At 58.4% G+C, this 17,643-nt stretch carries 19 protein-coding genes and 1 pseudogene; 14 read left to right on the top strand and 6 right to left on the bottom strand.

Translation table 11 applies throughout. The features are described from left to right. The first annotated feature begins 2 nt into the window (after positions 1 to 2). From M8013_RS23290 to pptA, 7 genes and pseudogenes are all read left to right on the top strand, one after another. Positions 3 to 2,275 (top strand): annotated as a pseudogene (locus M8013_RS23290) (NtaA/DmoA family FMN-dependent monooxygenase). 9 nt (positions 2,276 to 2,284) lie between these two features. Further along, positions 2,285 to 2,794: a GNAT family N-acetyltransferase gene (locus tag M8013_RS23285; protein WP_271270109.1), complete on the top strand. Its 510-nt coding sequence runs from the start codon at positions 2,285 to 2,287 to the stop codon at positions 2,792 to 2,794. A gap of 9 nt (positions 2,795 to 2,803) precedes the next feature. Next, complete coding sequence (locus M8013_RS23280; RefSeq protein ID WP_271270108.1) at positions 2,804 to 3,730, top strand: amino acid ABC transporter permease; 927 nt, start codon at positions 2,804 to 2,806, stop codon at positions 3,728 to 3,730. Next, positions 3,714 to 4,487 (top strand): amino acid ABC transporter ATP-binding protein, encoded by a 774-nt coding sequence (locus M8013_RS23275; protein ID WP_271270107.1) that lies wholly within the window; start codon positions 3,714 to 3,716, stop codon positions 4,485 to 4,487. Before M8013_RS23280 ends, M8013_RS23275 begins: the two co-directional genes overlap by 17 nt. Before the next feature lie 9 nt (positions 4,488 to 4,496). Next, complete coding sequence (locus M8013_RS23270) at positions 4,497 to 5,384, top strand: transporter substrate-binding domain-containing protein (RefSeq protein WP_271270106.1); 888 nt, start codon at positions 4,497 to 4,499, stop codon at positions 5,382 to 5,384. Between the two features lie 41 nt (positions 5,385 to 5,425). Then, positions 5,426 to 6,043 (top strand): glutathione S-transferase family protein, encoded by a 618-nt coding sequence (locus M8013_RS23265; protein WP_271270105.1) that lies wholly within the window; start codon positions 5,426 to 5,428, stop codon positions 6,041 to 6,043. A 35-nt stretch (positions 6,044 to 6,078) separates the two neighbouring features. Next, positions 6,079 to 6,309, top strand: a complete 231-nt coding sequence (gene pptA / locus M8013_RS23260; protein WP_271270104.1) for a tautomerase PptA — start codon at positions 6,079 to 6,081, stop codon at positions 6,307 to 6,309. A 43-nt stretch (positions 6,310 to 6,352) separates the two neighbouring features. On the opposite strand, the gene M8013_RS23255 is transcribed toward pptA, so the two are convergent. Then, positions 6,353 to 7,246, bottom strand: a complete 894-nt coding sequence (locus M8013_RS23255; RefSeq protein WP_271270103.1) for an ABC transporter six-transmembrane domain-containing protein — start codon at positions 7,244 to 7,246, stop codon at positions 6,353 to 6,355. A gap of 46 nt (positions 7,247 to 7,292) precedes the next feature. Here M8013_RS23255 and M8013_RS23250 point away from each other — a divergent pair, with 46 nt between their 5' ends. After that, on the top strand, positions 7,293 to 7,934 hold the full coding sequence (locus M8013_RS23250; RefSeq protein ID WP_336264453.1) for a TetR/AcrR family transcriptional regulator: 642 nt from the start codon (positions 7,293 to 7,295) through the stop codon (positions 7,932 to 7,934). On the opposite strand, the gene catA is transcribed toward M8013_RS23250, so the two are convergent. Next, on the bottom strand, positions 7,907 to 8,587 hold the full coding sequence (catA, locus tag M8013_RS23245; protein WP_271270102.1) for a type A chloramphenicol O-acetyltransferase: 681 nt from the start codon (positions 8,585 to 8,587) through the stop codon (positions 7,907 to 7,909). The two genes, M8013_RS23250 and catA, sit on opposite strands and share 28 nt — an antisense overlap. A gap of 82 nt (positions 8,588 to 8,669) precedes the next feature. Next, the gene (locus M8013_RS23240; RefSeq protein WP_271270101.1) at positions 8,670 to 8,981 is read right to left on the bottom strand and encodes an ArsR/SmtB family transcription factor; all 312 of its coding nucleotides are present in this window, start codon (positions 8,979 to 8,981) and stop codon (positions 8,670 to 8,672) included. Positions 8,982 to 9,141: 160 nt separating this feature from the next. Between M8013_RS23240 and fusA the strand changes: the two genes are divergently transcribed. Together fusA and M8013_RS23230 are read left to right on the top strand one after the other, a co-directional pair. Further along, complete coding sequence (gene fusA, locus M8013_RS23235; RefSeq protein WP_271270100.1) at positions 9,142 to 11,244, top strand: elongation factor G; 2,103 nt, start codon at positions 9,142 to 9,144, stop codon at positions 11,242 to 11,244. A 119-nt stretch (positions 11,245 to 11,363) separates the two neighbouring features. Continuing rightward, positions 11,364 to 11,981: a serine protease family protein gene (locus M8013_RS23230; protein ID WP_271270099.1), complete on the top strand. Its 618-nt coding sequence runs from the start codon at positions 11,364 to 11,366 to the stop codon at positions 11,979 to 11,981. Here the strand turns inward: M8013_RS23230 and M8013_RS23225 are convergent. Further along, on the bottom strand, positions 11,978 to 12,559 hold the full coding sequence (locus tag M8013_RS23225; RefSeq protein WP_271270098.1) for a flavin reductase family protein: 582 nt from the start codon (positions 12,557 to 12,559) through the stop codon (positions 11,978 to 11,980). The two genes, M8013_RS23230 and M8013_RS23225, sit on opposite strands and share 4 nt — an antisense overlap. 136 nt (positions 12,560 to 12,695) lie before the next feature. Here M8013_RS23225 and M8013_RS23220 point away from each other — a divergent pair, with 136 nt between their 5' ends. The 4 genes from M8013_RS23220 to nhoA all read left to right on the top strand — a co-directional run bounded on the left by M8013_RS23220 (position 12,696) and on the right by nhoA (position 16,962). Further along, positions 12,696 to 13,388 carry an ABC transporter ATP-binding protein gene (locus M8013_RS23220; protein WP_271270097.1) on the top strand — a complete coding sequence of 231 codons (693 nt, stop codon included), beginning with the start codon at positions 12,696 to 12,698 and terminating at the stop codon, positions 13,386 to 13,388. Further along, positions 13,385 to 14,353, top strand: a complete 969-nt coding sequence (locus M8013_RS23215; RefSeq protein ID WP_271270096.1) for an ABC transporter substrate-binding protein — start codon at positions 13,385 to 13,387, stop codon at positions 14,351 to 14,353. Before M8013_RS23220 ends, M8013_RS23215 begins: the two co-directional genes overlap by 4 nt. A gap of 35 nt (positions 14,354 to 14,388) precedes the next feature. After that, a complete protein-coding gene (locus M8013_RS23210; RefSeq protein WP_271270095.1) occupies positions 14,389 to 16,044 on the top strand; it encodes an ABC transporter permease in 1,656 nt (551 codons plus the stop codon). Between the two features lie 72 nt (positions 16,045 to 16,116). Continuing rightward, entirely contained in the window at positions 16,117 to 16,962 is an 846-nt protein-coding gene (gene nhoA, locus M8013_RS23205; RefSeq protein ID WP_271270094.1) for an N-hydroxyarylamine O-acetyltransferase, read from the top strand. A 28-nt stretch (positions 16,963 to 16,990) separates the two neighbouring features. Here the strand turns inward: nhoA and mazF are convergent, their stop codons facing one another. Both mazF and M8013_RS23195 read right to left on the bottom strand, forming a co-directional pair. Next, positions 16,991 to 17,317 (bottom strand): endoribonuclease MazF, encoded by a 327-nt coding sequence (gene mazF, locus M8013_RS23200; RefSeq protein ID WP_271270093.1) that lies wholly within the window; start codon positions 17,315 to 17,317, stop codon positions 16,991 to 16,993. After that, positions 17,317 to 17,565 carry an AbrB/MazE/SpoVT family DNA-binding domain-containing protein gene (locus M8013_RS23195; RefSeq protein ID WP_271270092.1) on the bottom strand — a complete coding sequence of 83 codons (249 nt, stop codon included), beginning with the start codon at positions 17,563 to 17,565 and terminating at the stop codon, positions 17,317 to 17,319. The genes mazF and M8013_RS23195 overlap by 1 nt, the downstream gene beginning before the upstream one ends. Between the last annotated feature and the right edge of the window lie 78 nt (positions 17,566 to 17,643).

Raw genomic sequence — 17,643 nt, 5'->3', positions numbered from 1 at the left:
ATATGTCCGCAACACGACAGCTGCGACTGGGCACCATTTTACATGGCGCATCAGGGAATATGTCGGCCTGGCGCCACCCGGCGGCTACCGCCGATGCCAGCATCAATTTTGAGTTTGTCAAAGAGACGGCTCTGAAGGCAGAGGCCGGCAAGCTCGACTTCCTGTTTGTCGCCGATGGCTTGTACATCAACGAGAAATCGATCCCGCATTTTCTCAACCGCTTTGAACCGCTGACCGTTCTGTCGGCGCTGGCGACAATCACTTCGCGCCTCGGGCTGGTCGGCACTTTGTCGACCTCCTACAGCGAACCGTTCACCGTGGCGCGCCAGTTTGCCAGCCTCGACCATCTGAGCAACGGCCGGGCAGGCTGGAACGTGGTGACCTCGCCGCTGGAAGGATCGGCGAAGAACTTTTCCCGCGACCAGCACCCGGAGCACGCTCTGCGCTACCGCATTGCCGATGAGTATCTCGACGTAGTGAAAGGGCTGTGGGATTCCTGGGAGGGCGATGCCTTTGTGCGCAATAAGGAGAGCGGGCAGTTCTTTGATCCGCAAAAGCTGCACACCCTCGATCACCACGGCGATTTCTTTAAGGTCGCCGGACCGCTGAACATTGGCCGCACGCCGCAGGGCAGGCCGATTGTCTTCCAGGCCGGGGCCTCGGACGACGGCAAAAAGCTGGCCGCTAAACACGCGGACGCCATCTTTACCCATCACGACACCTATGAAGAGGCGCAGGCGTTCTGGCACGACGTGAAAAGTCAGCTGAAACAGCACGGCCGCCGGGCTGACGAACTGCATATCTTCCAGGGGGTGAGCGTGATTGTTGGCAACGACGCCGCCGACGTGGAGCAGCAGTATCAAACCACCGCCGCGCTGGTGTCGATAACCGATGCCCTGAACTATCTCGGCCGCTACTTTGAGCACCACGATTTTAGTCAGTATCCGCTCGATGAACCCTTCCCGGACATCGGTGATTTAGGGCAAAACAGCTTTCGCAGCACCACCGATGAGATCAAGCGTAACGCCCGCGCGCGCAATCTGACTCTGCGCCAGGTGGCGCTGGAAGCCGCCTCGCCGCGACCGCGCTTTGCCGGTACGCCGGAAGAGGTCGCCGACGGATTGCAGCAGTGGTTCGACGGTTACGCCGCGGACGGTTTTATCATCCAGGGCGGCACGCCGGACACCTTCCCGCGCTTTGTCGATCAGGTGGTGCCGCTGCTGCAGGCGCGCGGCCTGTTCCGCACCGAATACCCCGGCACCACCCTGCGTGAGAGCCTGGGATTAGACCAGCCTGCAAATCAGTTCACACAACAATAATCACACTATAAGAGACACCTGCTATGCATAAATCATCGCTTGTTCTGGCGCTTGCGCTGGCCTTTACCCCTGCCGTCTGGGCAGAGAACGTCAACATTAACGGCACCGGCGTCAGCCTCGAGGCCAATAAAACGCCGATCAATACGGCAAAGAACCCGGAAGCCATCGCCCTGATCCCGGCCAGCTTTAAACCCGCGGTACCCGGGAAATTCACGGTGGCAATTGCCGGGCTGAGCCAGCCGCCATTAACCGTGTTTGCTGACGACAACAAAACCCTGATCGGCAGCGAGGCGGATATCGCCCGTCTGGTTGCCGACAGCCTCGGGCTGGAGCTGAACATCGTCCCAACCTCGTGGGAAGACTGGCCGCTGGGCGTCACCTCCGGGAAATACGATGCGGCGATCAGCAACATCACCGTCACCAAAGATCGCAAAGAGAAGTTCGACTTTGCCACCTACCGCAAAGATTCCCTCGGTTTCTACGTCAAATCGACCAGCACCATCAAAAACCTCGAGAAGGCGGAAGACATCGCCGGGCTGCGGATCATCGTGGGTTCCGGCACCAACCAGGAGGCGATCCTGCTGGCGTGGGATGCCGAAAACCAGAAGAAAGGCCTCAAGCCGTTCACCCCGATCTATACCAAGGATGATGCCGCTCAGACCCTGGCCCTGCAGTCCGGTCGTGCGGATGCCTTCTTTGGCCCGAACGTGATTGGTGCATGGAAAGCGGCGCTGAACGGCAAAACCAAGCTGGTGGGCAGCGTGGACGGCGGCTGGCCGAAAGCCGCCCACATCGCGGTGACCCTCAAAAAAGGCAGCGGACTGGCTGAACCGGTGCAGACCGCGCTCAACGGGGTGATCAAAAACGGCGACTACGACAAAGTGCTGAACCGCTGGGGAGAAGGGGTGGAGCGCATTCCGGGCTCTGAAGTCAACCCGGCCGGTCTGGGCGATTAAGGAGTGTTTATGAGCGACCTTTTTCGCGACGTATCGCCAGAGGACGCCGATCTTCAGCCCGTGATAGACGGGCTGTTCGGTGAATACGCGGCCCGCTACGGGGACTATTTTGCTAAAGACGCCGAAGTCGAACTGACCGAATGGTATCTGCCGCCGCAGGGGCTGTTTATCGTGCTGGAGCGCGATGGAAACATCATCGCCACCGGGGCATACAAGCCCTTTGATGAGCAGACCGCCGAGATCAAACGCATCTGGACCGACAAAACCCTGCGCCAGCAGGGGCTTGCCGCCAAAGTGGTGCACGAGCTGGAGCGCCGCGCGGTACAGGCGGGTTACAGCCAGATGTACCTCACCACCGGTTTTCGTCAGCCGGAAGCGGTGCGGCTGTACCTGAGCCAGGGCTACGCGGCGCAGTTTGACCTGGCCCGCGACCCGGAAGAGTACAGCCAGCCGCCGTTTGACGGGCGGCTGCGCTTCACCAAAACGCTGGTACGCGAAGCGTTCAGTAAATCTGCATGAGGAACGACGATGAACAACGTTGAAACCATCAAAGTGGTCCCGGCGCGCTACCCACTGCGCACCGTTGGCGCCGTTGTCGCGCTGTTTGTACTGGCGATTGTCGTGCAGTCGGTGGCCTTTAACCCGCGCTGGGAGTGGGCAGTGTTTGCGCGCTGGTTCTTCGACCCGGTGATCCTCGAAGGCGTAGGCCAGACGCTGTTGCTGACCCTGATTGGCACCGCGCTGAGCGTGGTGATCGGCGGGCTACTGGCACTGGCGCGGCTGTCGTCCTCGTGGCTCTTAAGCAGCCTGGCCTGGGGCTACATCTGGCTGTTTCGCTCGCTGCCGCTGATCGTGGTGCTGATCATCCTCTACAACTTCTCTTACCTGTACGACACCCTGTCGCTCGGGGTGCCCTTTACTAGCATTACGTGGGGCAGTTTCGAAACCATCAACGTGTTGGGGCAGTTCTCGACCGCCGTGGTCGGGCTAACGCTGGTGCAGAGCGCTTACACCGCAGAAATCATTCGCGGCGGCTTTGTCGGGGTCGATCACGGCCAGTACGAAGCGGCAGCGGCACTCGGTTTACCGGCCTGGCGGCGGACCCTGCGCATTATTCTGCCCCAGGCGCTGCGCACCATTTTGCCGGCCGGCTTTAACGAAATCATCAGCCTCGCCAAGGGCACGGCGATGGTGTACGTGCTGGCGATGCCGGAACTGTTCTACACCATTCAGATGATCTACAACCGCACCCAGGAGGTGATCCCGCTGCTGATGGTCGGTGCCGTCTGGTATCTGGTGATCACCACCGTGCTGTCGATTATCCAGCACGTGGTTGAACGCGCCCTGGCCCGCAGCGAGCGCCGCTCGGCGGTAAATCAGTCCCGCGCGTCCAGCCGGACCCGTTCCGTTACCACCCAAACTGCACAGGAGCCCGTCCATGCAAGCCTCTCCTGAAGGACATATTTCGATTACCGGGGTCAGCAAATTCTTTGGCCGCCACAAGGCGCTGGATAACGTTTCGCTGGAGATCCCGCCCGGTTCCGTCACCGTGATCCTCGGGCCGTCCGGCTCGGGTAAATCAACGCTGCTGCGCACCATCAACCACCTCGAGCGTGTGGATGAAGGCTTTATCCAGATTGACGGGGATTACATCGGCTATCGTCGCCAGGGCGACAAGCTGTTTGAGCTGAAAGAGAAAGAGATCCTCAGGCAGCGGGTCAACGTTGGCTACGTGTTCCAGAACTTCAACCTGTTCCCGCACCTGACGGTGCTGGAGAACCTGATTGAAGCGCCGATCGCTCATAAACAGCTGAGCCGCAAAGCGGCGGTGGAGCGGGCTTACGGTCTGCTGGACGTGGTTGGCCTGCGCGATAAAGCCGATGCCTGGTCACGGCATCTCTCCGGCGGGCAGCAGCAGCGCATTGCCATCGCCCGTGCGCTGGCGCTGCGCCCACGAGTAATGCTGTTTGATGAACCGACGTCGGCGCTGGATCCCGAGCTGGTGGGCGAGGTGTTGGACGTTATCAAAAAGCTGGCCCGCTCCGGCACCACGCTGGTGGTGGTGACCCACGAGATCGGCTTTGCCCGCGAAGTGGCGGACCAGGTGGTGTTTATGGTCGATGGCAAAATTGTTGAGCAAGGGAGCAGCGACGCGGTATTGAACCGTCCGTCGCACGCGCGAACGCGGCAGTTCCTGTCAAAAGTGCTGTGAGGAGAGAAGATGAAATATGGATTTCTGGCGCTGTTAGCGGCGGCGTCTGTCAGCCACGCGGCGATTGATTTAAGCGCCAACGAGCAGCCGCTGCCGGTGACGGTTGATCCGCAGGCGGTGGCGAAGATCCCCGTCAACTATAAATTCGTCGAGCCTGGCACCCTGACGGTGGCGATTTCGGCGTTGAACTCACCGCCGCTGGCGCTGCTGGCCAGCGATAACCGTACCCGTATCGGCAGCGACCCGGATATCGCGCGGCTGCTGGCGGGTAGCCTCGGGCTTAAACTCAAGCTGGTGCCGACCGCGTGGGAAGACTGGCCGCTGGGCATCAGCTCCGGGCGTTACGACGTGGCGCTGGTCAACATTGCGGTGACCGAGCAGCGTAAACAGAAGTTTGATTTTGCGACCTACCGCGTGGATTCGCTGGCCTTCTCGGTGAAATCCACCAGTGAGGTGCAGGCGATTAAAAGCGCTGCCGATCTGGCCGGTAAAAAGGTGATCGTCGGCTCGGGGACTAATCAGGAGCGGATCCTGCTGGGCTGGAACGAAGAGAATAAAAACGCCGGACGCGAACCGGCGCTGCCGATCTACCTGACCGATGACGCCTCCGGCAACCTGTATATCCAGTCCGGCAGGGCAGATGTGTTCTTCGGGCCGCAGTCGGTCTCGGCTTACAAAGCGGCGCTGACCGGCAAAACCCGCGTTGTGGGCTTAGGGCCGAAAAAGGCGTACGTCGCGACGACCACCAAAAAGGGCAACCAGCTGGTGTTTGCCCTGCAGGCTGCGCTCGACGGCGCGATCCAACGTGGTGAATATCAGCAGGTGCTGGCGCGTTGGGGCGAGGAGGGCGAAGCGGTGGCGCAGTCGGCGGTCAATCCGCCGGGGATCACCTACTGAAGTTGCTCTACACTGAGGGTTTACCCTCAGGTGGAGGCCGCATGATCAAAGTCTATGGTGTTCCGGGCTGGGGCTCTGCAATCAGTGAGCTGATGCTGACCCTGGCCGATATTCCGTACCAGTTTATTAATGTCGACGGTTTCGATTCACCCGGCCCGCAGCGTGAACTGCTGGAAAAACGCAATCCGCTGTGTCAGGTGCCGACCCTGGAGCTGGAAAATGGCGAGATCATGACTGAAACCGCCGCCATCGCGCTGATGGTGCTGGATCGCTGTCCCGATCTGGCGCCGCCCGTCGGGCGCGTGGAACGTCAGCAGTTCCAGCGCCTGCTGGTGTGGCTGGTGGCGAATGTCTACCCGACGTTCACATACGCGGACTACCCGGAACGCTGGTCGCCGGATGCCCCCGAGCAGCTCGAGCAAAACTGCATTGCCTACCGTAAATCGCTGTATCTGTGGCTGGATAACCATCTGAAAGCCGGCCCCTGGGCGCTTGGCGAGCAGCTCACCCTGATCGACTGCTATCTGTGCGTGATGCGCAGCTGGGGACCGCGCGCGCAGTGGTTTGCGGCCAATACCCCGAAGATAAACGCGATTGCCGATAGCGTGTGTCAGCTCCCGAAACTGCACAAGGTGTTAAAAGACAACGAAATAATCTGATAGGTTGGAAAGCCCATTACACAGGAGCCCTGCCCATGCCACACGTAGATATCAAATGTTTTCCCCGCGAGCTGAATGACGAGCAAAAAACCGCCCTGGCGGCGGATATCGCCGAGGTGATTATTCGTCATCTGAACAGTAAAGACGGTTCCGTGTCCGTTGCGCTGCAGCAAGTGCAGCAAGCCGACTGGAAAGCGCAGGTCTGGGATACGGAGATCGGCCCGAAGCTGGACGAGCTGATTAAAAAGCCGGGCTACTCGATGTAAGTCGGCGATCCCCTCATCGTTGCGGTGAGGGGATACAGGCAGTTTAAATCGTACGGGTATTCACCCGCTTGCCGATGTCTTTCAGCTGCGAATATTTCTCCAGCAGCTGCGGCCCGTCATCGAGACTCATGGCAAACATCCACATATAGGTCATCACCGAATAGATATGACCGGCATCTAATCCCCCCTGGAACGACATCGTCAGGATGGTGCTGGCAAATAAAATCGCGGTGATTGTCCCAATCGACAAATAACCGATCGCTTCCCGATCTGACAGCTTGATCCTCAGCCGGGCCAGCACGTCGTAGTGCCGGAACAGCGACATTTCTGGCGCACTGTTGACGAACGCCACCTCTTTTTCCAGCCGATCGTTCAGCCTCAGGAACAGGTCTTCGTTTCTGCGGGTAAAGCCCGGTAAAAACAGGGCAAAAAACACCAGGATCATCAGACAGGCGACGCCGGTCCAGAACTGCAGCAGGAGCAGCATCACTGCGGCACCGATAATGGATGCCACTGACGTCACCAGTACCGGCAAATGTTTCTCGAAAAAATCGACAAACTCCCGCGACAGGGCAACGCGTGCGGCAATTGTTGAGGCGCTGTGCTGCTCTTCACGCTGGGCAAGAATAACCGGCACCGCCAGTTCGGCATAAATGCGCGCAAAGGTACGGGTATCGATGCTGCGTCGTGCCGCACCGATGGCCCACATCATAAAGACCATTACCGCATACAGCACGGCGTGCAGCGCCTGGCCGGAGACAATGGCATTGATGGCAAACCCCGCCAGCAGGGGGTACAGCAGCAGCGTGATGTTTTCTGCGGCGACCAATAAAAAGGTGAGAATGAGTTTACGGCTATGGCGTTGACCCAGTAATTTGAGCGTTTTCACTGCGCTGTTTGGGGCTGCGGCAGGGGCCGCATTTTTTAAGGTAAGCATACAATTTTCTGTTAAGATGAACTTGAGCGGTTGCTCAAATTTCGAGATGAGTCTATTTGAGCGGTTGCTCAAAGTCAACGTGGGCGTGATGATGAAAGAAGCAAAAGAGACGTTAAAAGCCAGGATTCTGGACGGTGCCATCGCCCTGTTTCTGGAGAAGGGCATCGCCAACGTCACCACCCGTGAGCTGACGGAATCGTTAGGGATCTCGCGCAGCCACACCTATCACTATTTCAGCAACTGGCAGGTGCTGTGTATTGCGGCGCTGGACAGGTATATGCGCGACGAGCTGCAGACGTTTAGTCAGCAGATCGCCGCGTTAACCTCGGTGCAAAAAATGGAGCAGTTGATCGAAAACTTCCTGCCGCTGGAGCCTGATGCCGCCTGGCAGTTGTACAGCTCAACCTGGCAGTTAGCCATTCATAATGCGGCTTACGCCGAGCTGGTCGAAGGCATTACCGAGGAGTGGAGCGGGGTGGTCTGCGCCATCATTGAAGAAGGGATAAACAACGGCGCGTTCCGCGACAGTGATGCCCGGCGCACCACCCGCCAGCTGGTGGCACTCCTGAACGGATACGCCGAGTTGCTCAGCGTCCGTCCCACGGCTGAAAAATGTCAAATGGTCGAAGACGATATCGCCGATTTTGTGCAGCGGTTTGTTTACAAGGCTTTGTGTTCTTCTGAATAGCGCACAATGTCATTACACATCTTTTGTAACTCAATGAACATTCGTCCCACATGGAAACCATCGCACACGGAATGATGGACCATAACCGAGACAGGCAATAATACTTTTTCATCTTGCGGGTAGTATTTCCCCAACGTGAACATCGGGGCGAAAAAGTTCTGCATATTCGCAATGTTCATATTAAAACAGGTAAAGCTCACCCAGGGGTTAGCCGAGATGAAAAATACATTTTCCCGCGACTGTTCATTAGGCCAATAAGCATGGTTATCAGAGTAACGTGCAACGTCTTCTGAATAAGTGTTCTGGAAGTGGTGAATATTACCATCGTAATGACTCCATACTGATGAAAAAGTCTCTGTGTCATGATGGAATATCGTATAGCTTGGGTGAACCTCATCCCAGATGATAAGTTCATTATCTTTCATGGCCATACGGAACTCCGTATGGTTGTTCATCACGTTGGCGAGCAGGGAAATAATAGTAGGGTAAAATTTCCAGCCCACGTCTTTTACATGCTTAAGCAGCGCGGTAATGTCTATTTGAACCGTCTGGTTAAATGTAGATTGAGCAAAAGACTGAAATACCTCAAAGTGCTCCTTCCTTGCCCAACCAGATAAATCAACAGACGTATATTCAGGCGTTATTTTTTTCATTCTTAACCTTTGAGTAGCAATCATATATTAGAGAAGTGTAAATGCAGTGGTGAGACTGGCGCAGCCGCCACCCGGCGGGGCACTACGCCTCCTGACACATCACCCGCAGCAATGTCTCCAGCAGCCCAGGGAAGCGGGCATCCAGATCTTCCCGCCGTAACGAAATGATATTTTCCCGCCCCTGTGGGCGCTGCCAGATAACGCCGCTGTCGCGCAGCACGCGCCAGTGGTGGGTCATGGTCGATTTTGCGACCTCCTGCGGGCGCAGCGCGTTGCAGCTTAACTCGCTGCCGTCGGCCAGCTGGCCGATGATCGCCAGCCGCAGCGGGTTACCGAGAGCCAGTAAAACGTTCTCCAGCGTGATTTGTTCAGTTTCGGGGTGGTTGGCAATCATACTCTTCCTGGTGCAGTGATAAGCCTTATCAATGTCATTGATAGTTCAGGCCTTAAAAAAATAGTTCGAATATACTCGTACAATAGGACTATTATAATCTACATATCAACACGCGGCTATCCTGGCCGCGAATTATATGTCAACTGACTAAGGACGCATCATGCCCCGACCCATCCCCCTCGAACGTTATCGCAACATCGGTATCTCCGCGCATATCGATGCCGGTAAAACGACCACCACGGAGCGCATCCTGTTTTACACCGGGATGAGCCACAAGCTGGGTGAAGTCCACGATGGCGCGGCAACCACTGACTGGATGGCGCAGGAGCAGGAGCGTGGGATCACCATTACCTCTGCAGCGGTGAGTTGCTTCTGGCCCGGTATGGACCGCAGCTATGAGCCGCACCGGATCAACATTATTGACACCCCCGGGCACGTGGATTTCACCATCGAAGTGGAACGCTCCATGCGCGTTCTCGACGGTGCGGTGATGGTCTATGACTCGGTGGGCGGCGTGCAGCCTCAGTCCGAAACCGTCTGGCGACAGGCCAATAAATACCGCGTCCCGCGCATTGCCTTTGTCAACAAGATGGATCGCCAGGGCGCCGATTTCTTTCGCGTGGTGCAGATGATGATCGACCGTCTGAAAGCCCATCCGGTACCCATTGTGATCCCCATCGGGGCAGAAGAGCACTTCACCGGCGTGGTCGATCTCATTAAAATGCGCGCCATTATCTGGGATGACGCCACCCAGGGAATGACCTTCAGCTATGCGCCGATCCCGGATGAATTGCGTGCGACCGCGCAGCAGTGGCGAGAAAAAATGGTCTCGGCTGCGGCTGAAGCCACCGACGCGCTGATGGACAAATATCTGGAAACGGGCGATCTGGATGAAGTCGAGATCGTCAGCGGGTTACGCAAACGCACCGTGGCGGGCGAAATCCAGCCGATGCTGTGCGGCAGCGCATTTAAAAACAAAGGCGTGCAGCGCATGCTCGACGCGGTAATCGAACTGATGCCGTCGCCCCTTGACGTGCCCGCTATTGACGGCGTGGATGAAAAGGGCGAACACGCCGAGCGTCACCCCAGCGATGACGAGCCGTTCTCGGCGCTGGCGTTTAAGCTGATGAGCGACCCTTACGTCGGCCAACTGACCTTTATCCGCGTCTACTCCGGGGTGCTGAAAAAAGGCGATGCGGTGTACAACCCGGTGAAAGGCAAGAAAGAGCGCATCGGCCGTATTGTGCTGATGCACGCTAACGACCGGCATGACGTGGACGAGCTGCGGGCCGGGGATATTGCCGCCTGCGTTGGGCTGAAGGATGTCACCACCGGCGACACCCTGAGCGACCCGAATGCGGTAATCACCCTCGAGCGGATGGAGTTTCCGGATCCGGTGATTTCGCTGGCGATTGAGCCGAAAACCAAGGCCGATCAGGAGAAAATGGGCATCGCGCTGCACCGTCTGGCAGCAGAAGATCCCTCGTTCCATCTGCATACCGATGAGGAGTCCGGCCAGACGATTATCTCTGGGATGGGCGAGCTACATCTCGAGATCATTGTCGACCGCATGAAGCGCGAGTTTGGCGTCGAGGCGAATATTGGCCGCCCGCAGGTGACGTATCGCGAAACTATCCGCAAAGCGGTGCACGATATCGAAGGCAAATTTGTGCGCCAGTCCGGCGGGAAAGGGCAGTACGGACACGTGGTCCTGAGTCTCGAACCGCAGGAGCCGGGCAGCGGATTTGCGTTTGTCGATGCCACCAAAGGCGGCGTGGTGCCGCGCGAGTACATCCCGTCGGTGGAAAAAGGGCTGCGGGAAGCCATCAACAGCGGCGTGCTGGCAGGCTATCCGGTGGTGGATGTCAAAGCGACCCTGACGTTTGGGTCGTATCACGACGTCGATTCGTCGGAGCTGGCCTTCCGCATGGCGGCGATCTTCGGCTTTAAAGACGGGGCGCGTAAAGCGAACCCGGTGATCCTCGAGCCGATGATGCACGTCGAAGTCGAAACGCCGGAAGAGTACGCCGGGAACATCATGGGCGATCTCTCTTCCCGCCGTGGGCTGGTGCAGGGCATGGATGAGCGTTACGGCAGCCAGATTATCCGCGCTGATGTCCCGCTGGCAGAGATGTTTGGCTACGCCACCACGCTGCGATCGATGTCGCAGGGGCGCGCCACCTACAGCATGGAGTTCCACCATTATGCGGAAGCACCGCGCAATGTGGCGGATGAGATTATCGCCGGACGCGAGAAAAAGTAAGCCATTGGAACTAACGTCAAAGTAAACCCGAAAGGCTAAAGTACAAAAGGGCGAGAGCAGCATGCTGTCGCCCTTTTTCGTGTGGCATGCGCGCCGCGACTGGCCTGGAAGGTGAAACCATGAAGTGTCTCATCTTTGCTCTCTTCGCACTCACGGCCCCGGTTCTACTACTGGGGTGTGTGGTCATGTCAGGCACCAGCAGCACCGACTTTGCCGCCACTAGACAGGTTGATATGGTGTATATCGGCCTGCCTGCCCCGTTGAACTGGTTTGTCGGTGGGATCCAGGGCAGCGCCTTTCCGGTAACGGACACACTCTCGCTTACGGCGGCGCACGTCGCCGTCCCGCTGCTGAAGTCTATTCGCGCACAACATCCTCTTTGCGACGTGGCGGTGATTGCCCGCAATAACGTCGGCAAGCCGTTGCACAAGCTGGCTTTCGCCCGGAGAGGGCGCAGCGTCATGCTGTTCGGCTACAGCGCCATCAACAGCTTGCCTAAATCCAGTAATGGCACCATCGACGGCTTCTTAAAGCGCGACGGTTGCTATTACGGGGTCATTACCGGCGCGGGGGCCGTCTCGGGTATGTCCGGTGGGCCGGTGATCGACAGCCTAACCGGGGAGACGGTAGGGGTGATCACCAACGTTATTCTCGGTAAAGGTGCGGTGGTGTTCATCGCGGTACAGGATTTCACCAACCTGCTGGATCGCCTGCACATACCTTACCGGACATACTAGCTGGACTGATTCGGGGCCTTCACCTGTTTGCCGCTGGTGACAAAGGTTCCGGCACCGAGATGATGCAGGGTATTGCGCTTATCATCGTCGAACTGCCAGCGTCCGGCGACGAACGCGCGCTCATCTGCGGCCGCAGAAACCACTTCGCCAAACAGGGTGTCATATTTTTCCGCCGCTGAGGTGGCGGGCAGCAGGCGGCACTCCATCCACGCCAGACACTTCTCTTCGATCACTGGTAAGCCCAGCACCGGGCCCGCTATCGTCGGGATCCCGTAGCAGTTGAATTTGTCCTCATCGCGCCCGCTGACGCTGCCCACCGCGTAGGTCCAGTTGGTGGCCGCGACGCCGGGAACCACGATGCCAAACATGCCGCTGCGTTCAATCAACTCCCGCGACCAGGCGCTTTTGTCCACCACGATGGCGATGCGCGGCGGTTCAAACTCCACCGGCATCGACCAGGCGGCAGCCATCACGTTGCGGCGGCCGAGGGTGTCGTCCCGGCTGGTGATCAGGATGGTCGGGCCGTGATTCAACAGGCGGCTGGCATGCATTAACTCGACGGGGCGAAAGTGGCTCATGGGGGTTCCTCACAATAGGCGTCTGAGCATTAAACGGCTGAAAGGCATCGAAAATCAAGTTGCAACAAACGCGTCATGTATTCGTCACATAAGCTGCCTACAGTGGCGAGCATCAAATCCCAAAGAGGATAACAAAATGCTCACCTCCATAACGCTCAATGGCGTGTCGTACGCTTTTGGCGCGAACACTGTTTTAAATCAAATCGATCTGCATATCGAGCCGGGGAGCGTGGTTGCGCTTCTGGGGCCGTCGGGCTGTGGAAAAAGCACTCTCCTGCGTCTGCTGGCCGGGTTAACTGAGCCGGCGAATGGCGAAATTCACTTTGCCGATCGGCTGGTAGCGAAAAGCGGTTGGTCGCTGCCGCCCCAGGCCCGGGATATCGGCATGGTGTTCCAGGATTACGCCCTCTGGCCGCATATGACGGTGGCGCAAAATGTGATGTTTCCGCTGAAGATGCGCAACGTGGCGCGTTCAGAACGGGAAAACCGCGTAGCGCAGGCCCTGTCGCGCGTCGGCTTAAGCGAATTCGCCGGGCGTAAACCGGCAGGCTTATCCGGCGGACAGCAGCAGCGTGTGGCCCTGGCCCGCGCCATTGTGGCTGAACCGCGGGTGCTGCTGTTTGACGAGCCGCTCTCCAATCTCGATAGCGAACTGCGCGAGTCGCTGTGTCAGGAGATGGCCACACTGCTGCGCCAGCTCGGGACCACCGCCGTTTATGTCACCCACGACCGCCGGGAAGCAGAAATCCTCGCCGACCGGATCGTGCATTTGTCTGCTGGCAGCATCGCTGCCGATCGTTTGATTTCAACCTCAGGGGAGTACGCATGAAAACCACTATGTCTGTGAAAAAGGGAGTGCTGTTAGCCATGGCATTATCGTCCGTCATGATGTCCAGCGCCCACGCGCTGACCGTCTACACCGCCGGGCCGGGATCGCTGGCAAAAAATCTGGCTAGCGGCTTTGAAAAGAAAACCGGCGTTAAAGTCGATATCTTCCAGGCGACCACCGGCAAAGTGATGGCGCGCCTCGAAGCCGAACAGGCCAATCCGCAGGCCGATATTCTGATCTCCGCCTCCTGGGATACGGCGGAAGATCTGCACAATCGCGGCTGGCTGCTGCCGTACCAAAGCGCCAATGCGGCGAAAGTGCCTGCAGACCTGAAATCAGCCGACTATGTGGCACAGGGCATTTCGGCGCTGGGGATCGTCTGGAACACCAAAAGCGGCACCCCGGAGCCCAAAGAGTGGCAGGATCTGACCACCGACGCCTTTAAAGGCAAAGTCACCACCCCAGACCCGGCGCTGTCCGGCGCGTCGCTGGATCTGCTGATCGGACTGCAAAACGGGATGGGCGACAACGCCTGGAAGCTGTTTGATGAGCTGAAAAACAACGGCATGGTCGTCAGCGGCCCGAATGCGCAGGCGGTAACGCCGGTGATGCAGGGGGCTAAAGCGGCGGTATTCGGCGCGGTGGACTATGTCTCTTATGGCAACATCAGCCAGGGCGAATCGCTGAAAGTGATCTTCCCGGCCAGCGGCACGGTCATTGCCCCGCGTCCGATGATGATCCTCAAAACGACCCAGCACGCCGACGACGCGAAAGCCTTTGTCGACTACGTCTTGTCAGCAGAAGGCCAGGCGATGGTGGCCGATGCCTGGCTGATGCCGGCGCGCGAAGACGTGCAGGCCAAACGCCCATTGCTTAACGACCTGAAAATCCTGCCGACCAAAAGCGACGGAACCAGCGAGCGCAGCGACATCCTCAAGCGTTTTAACGCACTCTTCACCTTATAATCACGGCGGGGGCAACCCCGTCTTCAGGAAAGCTTGTGAATCAGAGATTTTTGTCTGTGATGACGCTGGCGCTACTGGTGATTCTGGTGGCGTTCCCCCTCGTTTTTATCGTGCTGCAGGCGGTGTTTCCGCTGTTCAGCGCCGGGCAACTTTCCGGTGCATTCAGCGGTATCAGTACGCTGTTGGCCGAGCCACAGCTGCCGACCATGCTCGGTGGTACGCTGCAGGTCGGTCTTGGCGTGGCGCTGGTCAGCGCCCTGATTGGCTTTCCCCTTGGCGTGGCGCGGGGGCTGTTTAACCTGCCGGTGCCGCGCCTGTGGGATCTGCTGTTTCTGATCCCGTTTCTCACCCCGCCGTACATTGCCGCGCTGTCGTGGATGCTGGTGCTGCAAACCAACGGTTATCTGCAGCAGCTGACGGGGGCTAACCTCAACGATCCGCTGTTCAGCCAGACCGGGATTGTGCTGGTGATGGCGCTGAACATTTTCCCGGTGGTCTACTTTGCGGTGTCGCGCAGCCTGCTGGCCAGCGGACAACGTCTGACGTTGGTCGCCCAGGTGCACGGTGCCAGCGCGGGGCGGGCGTTCTGGCATATCACGCTGCCGATGCTCTCGCCATCGCTGGCGGCGGGGATGTTGCTCTCGTTCACCCTGGCGATTGAGGAGTATGGCGTGCCTGCCGCGCTCGGCAGTCGGGCGGGGGTGCTGATGCTGACCACCGATATCGAAAAGAAACTGGCCGACTGGCCGATTGACCTGTCGGGAGCCTCAATGCTGTCGGTGGTGCTGGTGGCCATAGCCCTGAGCGCCTGGTGGCTGCAGAAAAAACTTACCGGCAATCAGGACGTGACCAGCATTACCGGTAAACCGACGGAGAATATCGGTGCCAATGCCGGGGTGTTCGCCTGGCCGATGGTGCTGATGATGGCGATGGTCGGCGGGATCGCAGTGGTGCTGCCGGGGGCGTCGATGGCACTGTCGGGCGTGCTGGGTACCTTGTCCGGTGGGGTGACGCTCAGCAATGTGACCGCCGCCCACTATGCGGCGCTGTTCAGCCAGCAGGGAGATGCTCTGTCGGCGCTCGGCACCAGCCTGTCGCTGGCGCTGGGGGCGGCCTGTATCACCGGGGTGCTTGGTCTGCTGGCCGCATGGCTGGTGGTGGTGCAGAAGATAAAAGGGCGCGGCCTGCTGGATGCGCTGTCGCTGATGCCGGCCGCCTTGCCCGGCGTAGTGGTTGGGGTGGGGTTAATTTTGCTGTGGAACCGCCCGTTCTGGCCGGTCTCGCCGTATAACAGCTGGGCCATTTTGCTGCTGTCGTACTGCTGTTTGCTGCTGCCGTGGCCGGTGCGCTACGTTGGCAGCGCGTTGCGCCAGCTTGGCGGCAATCTGGAACCTGCCGCGCGGGTGCACGGGGCGTCCGCGTTCCAGGCGCTGCGCTTTATCGTCCTGCCGCTGGTATCCCCGGCGATGCTGGCGGCGATGCTGATGGTGTTTGCAATCGCCTCGCGGGAGCTGGTGACCTCGCTGCTGCTGGCCCCGGCGGGTACACAAACCGTGTCGGTGTTTATCTGGCGCCAGTTTGAGCAGGGTTCCGTCGGGCAGGGAATGGCGATGGCCACGCTGACGCTGTTGACCGGGCTGGTACTGATGCTGACGGCGTTAGGGATCATGCAGCGTTCCACGCGGGGGTAAAAAGCACTTTTGTCACAGTGGGTCGGGAAAAATAGTTTATAAACAAGGAAGAACTGTTAAAGGAAGCCTACCATGACCTCTTTTTTGACCGCGTACTTTGCCCGCATCGGCTGGCAGCAGACCACAGCTGTGGATATCGACACCCTGCGGGCGCTGCATTTGCAGCATAACAGCGCCATCCCGTTTGAAAATATCGACGTGGTGCTGCCGCGCGAGATCCAGCTTGACGATCAATCCCTGGTCGACAAGCTGGTCACCGCCCGGCGCGGCGGCTACTGCTTCGAGCAGAACGGTCTATTTGAACGCGTGCTGCGTGAAGTGGGGTTCAGCGTGCGCAGCCTGCTGGGCCGCGTGGTGCTGGCGAATCCCCCGCAGATGCCGCCGCGCACCCATCGTCTGCTGCTGGTTGAACTCAACGGTGAACGCTGGATTGCCGACGTCGGCTTTGGTGGACAGACCCTGACTGCGCCGATCCGTCTGCAGGCCGACCTTGAACAAACTACGCCGCACGGGGAGTATCGGCTGATCAACGACGGTGATGACTGGGTGCTGCAGTTCCGGCATCACCAGCACTGGCAGTCGATGTATCACTTTGATCTGATCACCCAATATCAGGCCGACTACGTGATGGGCAATTTCTGGTCGGCACACTGGCCGCAGTCGCATTTTCGCCATCATCTGCTGATGTGCCGTCATCTGCCGGACGGCGGCAAACTGACGCTCACCAACCTGCACTTTACCCACTGGCACGACGGGCACGCCGTCGAACAACTGAACCTGCCGGATGCGGCGGCGCTGTATCAGGTAATGCAGGAGCGCTTTGGGCTGGGAGTGGACGATGTGAAGCACGGATTTTCGCTGGCGGAACTGACCGCGGTGATGGCCGGGTTTGACACCCATCCGCAGGCGGGGAAATAACGCGGGGAGGGGCATCCGCCCCTTGCTGTTAGCCGATCAGTACCTTTGCCCGCATTCTTACGGCATCCAGTTCCTCGGCGGTTGCGGTTCCCTTTTTGACTGCGCGACGTGCCCGCCAGTCGAGGCTTTTAATCTGATCGGCAAGGGCGACGTTGCGCCGCGGGCCGCTGATAGCCACTTCGAAGGGGTAGCCCTTAATGTGCGACGTCAGCGGACAGCAGAGCATTAAGCCGGTACGTCCGTTGTAGGTGGCGGGTGAAATAACCAGGGCGGGGCGTTGTCCTGCCTGTTCATGTCCAGACTGTGGGTCAAATTCAAGCCAGACGATATCGCCAGCCTGCGGTATGTAGTCCATTACAACAGCTCCTTACTTTGCGGTTCCCCAAATGTGATTTCGTGATGCAGATTGTCATCCGTGATGGCCGATAACAGTGAGTCGAGCGAGGGTTCGTCCTTCCTGACAGGTGTCAAAATAATGCGTCCTTCATCATCAACGTTGATATTCACCACATCGTCAACGTTCAGGTCGGCCTCACGCATAACGGCAACGGGTAGCCGAACAGAAGGGCTGTTTCCCCATTTTTTAACGGTGACTTGCGGCATAAAAATACTCCAGATGTCGATACAAAGTATCACAATCATAGGCGGAGGGATTCTGATGTGTCAACAATGTTTATACAT

The sequence above is a fragment of the Silvania confinis genome, from assembly GCF_025564085.1.
Lineage (GTDB): Bacteria > Pseudomonadota > Gammaproteobacteria > Enterobacterales > Enterobacteriaceae > Enterobacter > Enterobacter confinis.
The sequence above is the reverse complement of the archived record's forward strand: the minus strand, read 5'-3'. Positions and strand labels throughout refer to the sequence as shown.